We start from the raw sequence: 7,649 nt of genomic DNA on the forward strand, positions 1-7,649 counted from the left end.
TCGTACGTTGTCTTTATTTTTGTTTTCATTGCACTAAATCAATTGTACCACCTACAAGGGCAAGCTGAGAATCCTTACCCGGTTCATAAGTATCTATACCATTACAAATATGTTACAATTAATGAGTTGTTTTGATAAATTGATAGATTATGGGAAAAGTCACGGTAAGCTGTCCTAATTACTTGCCATTTTGGAAAATGCATATAAAGAAAAGGATGAGTAGAGTGAAAACTGTTACGATATTGGTTCCTGCTTACAATGAGGAAGAATCGCTGCATCATCTCTATAAACGAATTCTCGATGTCATCACAGGGTTAAATGAATATGAGTTTGAACTGTTATTTGTGAATGACGGAAGCCAGGATCAGACGATGCCCATTATCAAGGAATTGAGGGAAGTGGATCCAAGAGTCTCTTATGTAGATCTTTCCCGTAATTTCGGAAAAGAAACCGCCATGATTGCAGGTTTTGATCATGCTAAGGGAGATGCTCTTATCATTCTGGATGCTGATCTCCAGGATCCACCAGAGCTGATTCCAGAAATGATCCATTACTGGGAGCTTGGCTATGACGATGTGTACGCAAAGCGACGCAGCCGTAAAGGAGAATCATGGCTGAAGAAAACGACGGCAAGCGTTTTTTATAAAATACTCAAAAAAATGAGCCAAGTCCCGATCCAGGAAAATACCGGTGACTTCCGCTTGCTTGATCGTCGCTGTGTAGAAGCTATCAAAAAGCTGCGGGAAACTCAGCGTTATACAAAAGGAATGTTCAGCTGGGTAGGCTATAACAAGAAGGAAATTTTGTTTGACCGTGACCCTCGCATTTCTGGGGAAACAAAATGGAATTATGGAAAGTTAGTTGATTTAGCGATTGAAGGAGTGACTTCGTTTACGACCGCTCCTTTGCGAATTTCGTCCTTATTCGGTGTCGGCGTTTCCATATTCGCTTTTATATTTATGATATGGATCATTATCAAAACGCTGGCATTCGGTGATCCTGTTGCCGGGTATCCCTCTTTAATGAGCGTCATTTTATTTATCGGAGGGATTCAACTGATCGTTCTTGGAATTATCGGGGAGTATCTTGGTCGTGTGTTCAATGAAACGAAACGCAGGCCGCTCTATTTCGTTGATGAGTACAATGGACAGAAGGCATCAAACATTCCATACGGTCTAAACCATGAATACCGTTCGAGTAATCATTTTGAAAAAGAGGTTCAAAAGCGTTATGAATAAGCACAGCAAAAAAATGGAAGTCCTCCTCTATCTTATATTTGGAGGACTGACCACGTTAGTCAATATTGTGACGTATTACGTAGTTGCGAACCTAATCGGTATGGATTATAAAATTGCCACGACCATCGCCTGGTTAGTGGCTGTTTTATTTGCGTTCGTTACGAACAAAGCTTATGTCTTCAAAAGTGAGCAATCCGCCTGGAAAGAGTTAGTCCCATTTGTTGGAGCAAGGCTACTTTCCTACTTTTTGGATATCGGAACGATGATCGTGCTCGTTGACCTCATGCAAGTGGATGATCTACTTTCGAAGATCGCTGCGAACGTCTTAGTCGTTTTGTTTAATTATGTTGCAAGTAAGTATTTCATTTTCAATGATAAGACGGTTCAACGGGAGGAGGCAGATCGATGAGTACATTCTTTAAATATTTCAAATGGTTTTGTGTGCTTACCATTCTTATTGTTGGTGCGATTTATATGGGCTACGGATTTTATGTGAACGCCGAACAGCTCGACCAATTTTATAAGTGGCCATCTTTCGTGATTCTTCTTGGGGGTATCGTCTTATTGGGAATTGCTTATGCCGTGACACGAATCCCCATCACAAGAACCGTTTACATTACCGGGATGCTCGTTATTGCTTTCGTTCTGCGTCTCTTATGGGTCTTATACGCTCCAACTGAGCCTTCCTCTGATTTTCTCATGCTGCATAATGCCGCTTTGTCAGCGACTGAAGGTGATTTTGGATTCACGGAGAATAGTTACTTCCAGAAGTGGGTGTACCAGCTTGGGTTCGTCATGTACCAGGCGTTCATCATTTTCATTTTTGGTGACGATATCTTTGTCCTTCAGTTTTTCAATGTGCTATTCAGTGTGGCTATGGTTTGGATCGTCTATGCCATTGCGACTGATGTGTTCAATGAAAAAGCCGGTCGTCTTGCTGGGCTTGTCTACACCTTCTACATACCGGCCATTGTCATGACTTCCTTGTTGACGAATCAAATTCTTGCGACCTTAATGTTTTACATTGGCGCTTATTTGCTTGTCAGCAGGTTCGAAGATCGGAAGTGGACGTGGATCGCGATTGGGGCCTTGTTCGCGCTCGGTCATATCATCCGACCGCTCGGCTCCTTTGTACTACTGGCGGCAGGGATCTTCGTGTTCGTCGTTTACATTATCGGCAGCACGCGCAAGAAGGTCCTCGTTGATATCGGAAAATTCTTAGGTGTTGTTACGAGTTATTTGCTCGTATTGACCATTGCCAATCAGGCCTTAATGCTCTCCGGAGTCTCAGACTATCCACTGGAAAACCGCGATCCCCAATGGAAGTTCGTCGTTGGACTGAACCATGAAACAAGAGGAACGTATTCCAATGAAGACGCCAAAATGTTGAGCGGTCTTAATTGGGAAGAACGATTTGCTAAAGAGGAAGAGATGATCGAAGAACGTCTCTCTGAACCAAGCCGACTAATAGGGCTGTTCCATGACAAGTTCTCGATTATGTGGGGAGACAAAGATGACTCGATCTCCTGGAGCTATCAAGAAGGGAATGAAGAGATTAAGAAACGACTCTACAAGCTTGATAAATTCATGTACGTTCCATTCTTCATCTTTGGATTGATTTCCATTTTTGGACTGGTGAAAAGTTCAAGAGGAGATTTGAATCACCCTCAATGGAAAGCACTGTTCTTTATCCTCTTCATTATTGGATATGCGATGATCCATTTGCTCATTGAAATCCAGACGAGGTACAGATTCGTTATGATTCCAAGCCTGATCATTTTGCAAAGCTATGGTGTCTATATGCTCCATCAGATTTATGTCTCATTAAGGAACTATAAAAGCAGTGCCTCATGAGGCACTGCTTTTTATTCTATGAAATCTATTATCGTTGTAACTGTTCAATTAATTGGTCGATGACCTCTCGAGAGGACATCAATTCCGCATTCTCTGTTTGTTGGATGATGTTTTGCAACACCTCTTTTAAATTATCCATGCTCCCCACCTTTTCCATATTTTTTCATCTAGTAGTCTATTTACTTAACCCTTCGATTTTAAACGACTTTTTATGACGGCCAATTATGTAACTACTTTGTTAGACGACGAAATACCAGAAAAAGATTCAAGAAAACTAACATTTCTGGCAGCTTTCTAATCATATTATCCTATTTAGATCGTTTTGTATAGCATTTTTTGTAAGACTTTATATAATTTTGATACTCATGTAATAGTATATGAAGTTACAAATATGACCGTGATAATAAGAAAAGCCCGATTCGTTCGAGAATCCAGCTTATCAATCGAAAAACGTGCTTTCCCTTGTTCCCTTTTCTGACGACGCCCATAAACGCTGCTGAAACTTCAGCGCATAACCTACATGGTCAAACCGGTGGATATGCTTTTCCACCACATCCACCCCGTCTCTATGATACGTGAAAAAAATAATGACTGGGTGAAGGAGAGAATCATAGAAAAATATAGGATTCAAACTTCGCTTTACTTTGCCAAAGCTCCAATATCCGAATAAATCTAAAAGACGAATTCTTTCATCATCGACAATTGCACTCGTATTCACATTCGTTTGTTCCATACTGTATAAGAAAAATTGATGATAACAAACGGCTGCTTGCATATAGGAAAGGGGTGATTCGTCTCCTCGAAGAGCTGCCATCGGATCCTCCACTGTCACATTGGCTTTCGTTTGGGCAAACACTTGACCTTCACTGCTGAAAACCTTCCATCCCTCTTTCAAGTGAATGTGAGAAAATTGATGAGTAATGACACTGATGTCGCATAAAATGTATTTTTGGTTCAAGTAGGAAGGGCGTTCTTTAATATACAGATTAGCTTTTGCCGCCTCTCTAGTGAATATTTCTTTCCCCTTCAACCCGTTCCCTCCCCCTTATCCTGATTACTCACTGCTTTTTGCTATGAATCGTCTAACCTCTTCGATGCTGAGTCCCAGGTGCTTGGCTTGTTTGATCAATTCGATCCAGTCCCTATCCACTGACTTTTGGATTGTTTGTGCAGCCATGCGCGCTCCCCTTTCCACGCTATTATTTCACGTCTTTCTCTTCCTCTTCATCCGCAAATTTGTAGGTGAGGAGATCTTCTAAAGGAACTTCCAGCGTCTTAGCCATTTTACTCATGACGATCAACGATGGATTCTTTTGAACGCCACGCTCAATATTGCTGATATACGACTTTGATACCTTGGACTTTTTAGCGAATTCGTTGACCGATAGCCCTTTGCCCAGCCTTAGTACACGTATTTTCTCTCCGATGGTAGTCACTTGACATCGACACCCTTTCCTCCATTCGTTATTCGACACCCTTGTTCTTTATTAAGAATATTATAATCTGATTGTCCATAAAAAGAAACAGGCAAATTGCAAAATAAAAAACATTTACGATTACTATGCTACAATTATCTTCCAAATCCTCACATTATCTATTCTTTTTTGAGAACAAAAAAAAGGATCTAGCCTGCGCTGACCCTTTATTCTTCTGATACGTAATATTTGTTACGAAACTCCTTAGGCCCTATCCCTTCTATTTTCTTAAACACCCGTGTAAAATAACTTTGACTGTTATAGCCTAGAAGAATACTAATTTCCATAAGCGTGTATTTGGTAATGCTCAACAGCTCTTTGGCTTGTTTCACTCTTTGTTGATTAATAAATTGAGAAATCGAGATTCCTACCTCTTTAGCGAACACTCCTGATAAATAATTAGGATGAACATTCAATTCTTCAGCGATCTTTGTTAAGGATATATCTTCAGTAAGATATTGAAAGATATATTTTTGAGCCCGTTCGACGAGTGGGGAATAGTGTTTACCTCTCTTTGACTGGTTCAATCGCGACAAAAAAGACAGAATGACATTGGACTCTAATTCAAATAATTCTTCAATAGTCACCTTCGTTTCCAGGAAATTGATATAAAACTCGCTTAAAGAAAAAAGTTCATCCCGCTGCGCTCCCTCCTCTAGACAAACTTGAGTCAATTCTGAAATCAGTCGAATCAGGTGGTTCTTTTCCGATCGAATATCATCCCCATTCGCCAGCGAAATCGAGAATTCTTTTTTATATTTCTGATACCACTCAACTGCTTTTTCGTCTCCTTTTTTAAAGGCATGAAAAAATTGCTCTTTGATATGGTAAGAATCTTTTTGAGTAGGGGTTGTTTGAGCATAAAATTGGTAAGCTTTCTTATGATGAACGTCTTCACTCTTCTTATGACCGGGCTTCTCTTCTTTTTTGGGAAGCACTCGCCCCAGCATGCGTTCGATTGCTAGCATCTGTACCTGATTGATCACAGGCAGCTGGTTGAAATAATCGAGCAACGCCTCCCCATGCTCATTGCCTAGTTCATGAAGAATTAATAGTTTATGCACTTGTTTTCTCCCAACCTCATGTTGAAGAAATGGACCTATGCCTATCACAACAGATTTTCCTTGATTATTGAACATGGAATAGAGAAATAAATGTTGATGAAAGGCATCCGAGTATAGTTGAAGAGTATAAGGTGTGTGCTCACATTGCTGTAAAAATGGACCAAGGCTTTCTCTGAGAAGTGGATGCGGTCCTTGAAAGCTATCAGGAAATTGGTAGGTAAGTTTATGATGGTGGTCGAATAATAAGATAGGTGTTTGCAAAGCGATCGAACAATCCTTAAGCGTTTGAATGAGCGCATAATTGACGGAAGTCAATAGGTACACCTTCCTTTTTGTCGGTCTTTTCTCCTATTATACACCATATAAAAAAAAGAGCACTCCCGCCCACTTGGGAGTGCTAAAGAATTTTTTTCTTCTCTGAAAAGCTCCGAATATACTCCCTAATCTCTTCTTTATCTATTCCCATGGCTTTTGCTTGCTTCAACAAACCTACCCATTCCTCATCCAGCTTACGAACTTCAGGCGATACTCTCATCCAAGTCGAACCTCCCCTGAACTCTCTTTTTATTTACGGTTCTTTGGACTTATGTAATTATCCCCCGCTAGAACCGTATATTTCCTTCATTTGTAAATATATCTGTATTATACGTGATTATTCGGGGAAGTTTTTGCATTTTGTTCACTATTTTTTAAAAAAATTCATATAAATTCAAAATTTTCTAATAAGAAGTTTGTTATATTTTGTAGAATATAATAAAGAACGTAAAAGGCAGGTATGAATAAACATACCTACCTCGGCTAGGACTTATTCAGTTCGTTCCAGGTTTCTGTAAGCTTAAGGAAAGATTCACGATCATTGTTGTCTATAGCCTGGTCGATCAGACGTCTGAGATTTTCTTTTTCCAGTTCGACGACCAATTCCTCAAGCTCTTCTTGAAGAGATTCATCCTTGTACATTTGCTCCTCGCTTTCGTAGTAAGGGGCAATAATTGAGTTCAAGTGCGTGAGAAACTCCGGCAATTGCAATAAATCCGTCACAGACACGTAGACCATTCGTTTTCCACGTTGAAAAACGAAGATATCGAACACATTATGCACTCGCTTGCGGTTGCGGTCTATGATAATTTCTCTGGATTCCATTGGTACAAATTGATAGAGTTCGTTATCGATGAATAGGGAAAAGTACTGGTAGGCTAGCACAACTCGAATAAAGCGTTTATCTTCTTTGACGTAATACGGCTTCAGCATTTTAATATTTAACACAACGCCCACCCCTCGTTATTTAATCAGAATTTTCAGTATTTTATTCTATTATCGCTGATTTGTCAATAAAATGAAAGCCTTTTCTTCTTTATTAGGAGCGGAATTTTTAGCAGATATCCGACACATGGGCGATTGGTTTATAAAATGGAGTTAGCGATTCGGATAGATTACCTGTGGATATTCACGTTTATTATATAGAAGTAAAAAAAAACCTCCAGCCGGAAGCTGGAGGTTACCTCACATAATTAGATTAGCGCATGGAGGCGTTGGTTTACTGTTGATTTCAGTGATTCAAGCAAGTTTTGACTATCGGACATGGAAGACGTCTTCACGCCGAAGTAGAACTTGATTTTCGGTTCTGTTCCGGATGGACGCAAGCAGAACCAGCAGTCGTCCTCTAAGATAAATTTCAGTACATTCGATGTTGGCAGATCGATTTCTTCTGTCGTTCCACCTTCTACATAGTGGCGGACAGTTGTCGCGTAGTCTTCGATCGCCACAACCTTCTTGCCTCCGACTTCTTTGATATCAGCTTCGCGGAAGTCATCCATGATTTCCTTAATCTTATCGGCCCCGGATTTTCCATCAAGCTTGACGGATAGAAGATCTTCAAGGAAATAGCCATGCTTCTGATACAGTTCATCTAGCGCATCAAGCAGTGTTTTCCCTTGATTTTTGTAGTAAGCACCGACTTCAGCAATTAGCACAGCAGCCTGAACGGCATCTTTGTCGCGGGCGAAGTCTTTAACAAGATA

9 protein-coding genes and 1 pseudogene are annotated in these 7,649 nt (G+C 40.3%); 3 read left to right on the plus strand and 7 right to left on the minus strand.

The window, feature by feature from the left end; genetic code table 11:
* Positions 1-224 precede the first annotated feature (224 nt).
* Genes LD39_RS01010 through LD39_RS01020 form a run of 3 tightly spaced genes read left to right on the plus strand, consistent with a single transcriptional unit; the run spans position 225 to position 3,092 of the window.
* The gene (locus LD39_RS01010) at positions 225-1,238 is read left to right on the plus strand and encodes a glycosyltransferase family 2 protein (protein ID WP_081988198.1); all 1,014 of its coding nucleotides are present in this window, start codon (positions 225-227) and stop codon (positions 1,236-1,238) included.
* The gene (locus LD39_RS01015; RefSeq protein WP_035541891.1) at positions 1,231-1,647 is read left to right on the plus strand and encodes a GtrA family protein; all 417 of its coding nucleotides are present in this window, start codon (positions 1,231-1,233) and stop codon (positions 1,645-1,647) included. Before LD39_RS01010 ends, LD39_RS01015 begins: the two co-directional genes overlap by 8 nt.
* Positions 1,644-3,092, plus strand: coding sequence for a glycosyltransferase family 39 protein (locus tag LD39_RS01020; protein WP_035541893.1), 1,449 nt, complete (start codon positions 1,644-1,646; stop codon positions 3,090-3,092). Before LD39_RS01015 ends, LD39_RS01020 begins: the two co-directional genes overlap by 4 nt.
* 439 nt (positions 3,093-3,531) lie before the next feature.
* Here the strand turns inward: LD39_RS01020 and LD39_RS01025 are convergent, their stop codons facing one another.
* From LD39_RS01025 to LD39_RS01045, 7 genes and pseudogenes are all read right to left on the minus strand, one after another.
* Positions 3,532-4,122, minus strand: coding sequence for a hypothetical protein (locus tag LD39_RS01025; protein ID WP_035541895.1), 591 nt, complete (start codon positions 4,120-4,122; stop codon positions 3,532-3,534).
* Between the two features lie 24 nt (positions 4,123-4,146).
* Complete coding sequence (locus LD39_RS21885) at positions 4,147-4,269, minus strand: anti-repressor SinI family protein (RefSeq protein ID WP_081988200.1); 123 nt, start codon at positions 4,267-4,269, stop codon at positions 4,147-4,149.
* A 22-nt stretch (positions 4,270-4,291) separates the two neighbouring features.
* Positions 4,292-4,528 carry a helix-turn-helix domain-containing protein gene (locus tag LD39_RS01030; protein WP_035541897.1) on the minus strand — a complete coding sequence of 79 codons (237 nt, stop codon included), beginning with the start codon at positions 4,526-4,528 and terminating at the stop codon, positions 4,292-4,294.
* 206 nt (positions 4,529-4,734) lie between these two features.
* A complete protein-coding gene (locus LD39_RS01035) occupies positions 4,735-5,946 on the minus strand; it encodes a helix-turn-helix domain-containing protein (protein ID WP_035541899.1) in 1,212 nt (403 codons plus the stop codon).
* Between the two features lie 82 nt (positions 5,947-6,028).
* Positions 6,029-6,166, minus strand: a complete 138-nt coding sequence (locus LD39_RS21890; RefSeq protein WP_081988201.1) for an anti-repressor SinI family protein — start codon at positions 6,164-6,166, stop codon at positions 6,029-6,031.
* Between the two features lie 263 nt (positions 6,167-6,429).
* The gene (locus tag LD39_RS01040; protein WP_035541901.1) at positions 6,430-6,894 is read right to left on the minus strand and encodes an IDEAL domain-containing protein; all 465 of its coding nucleotides are present in this window, start codon (positions 6,892-6,894) and stop codon (positions 6,430-6,432) included.
* A 245-nt stretch (positions 6,895-7,139) separates the two neighbouring features.
* Positions 7,140-7,649, minus strand: a pseudogene (locus LD39_RS01045) (phospho-sugar mutase); the annotation flags it as partial.

Origin of the sequence: Halobacillus sp. BBL2006, from assembly GCF_000786645.1 — a bacterium.
Classification (GTDB): Bacteria; Bacillota; Bacilli; order Bacillales; family Halobacillaceae; genus Halobacillus.

Bases quoted from the DNA above. Each gene is read 5' to 3' on its own strand.
- LD39_RS01015 (WP_035541891.1), top strand. From the start codon at position 1,231: ATGAATAAGCACAGCAAAAAAATGGAAGTCCTCCTCTATCTTATATTT.
- LD39_RS01020 (WP_035541893.1), top strand. From the start codon at position 1,644: ATGAGTACATTCTTTAAATATTTCAAATGGTTTTGTGTGCTTACCATT.
- LD39_RS21885 (WP_081988200.1), bottom strand. From the start codon at position 4,269: ATGGCTGCACAAACAATCCAAAAGTCAGTGGATAGGGACTGGATCGAA.
- LD39_RS21890 (WP_081988201.1), bottom strand. From the start codon at position 6,166: ATGAGAGTATCGCCTGAAGTTCGTAAGCTGGATGAGGAATGGGTAGGT.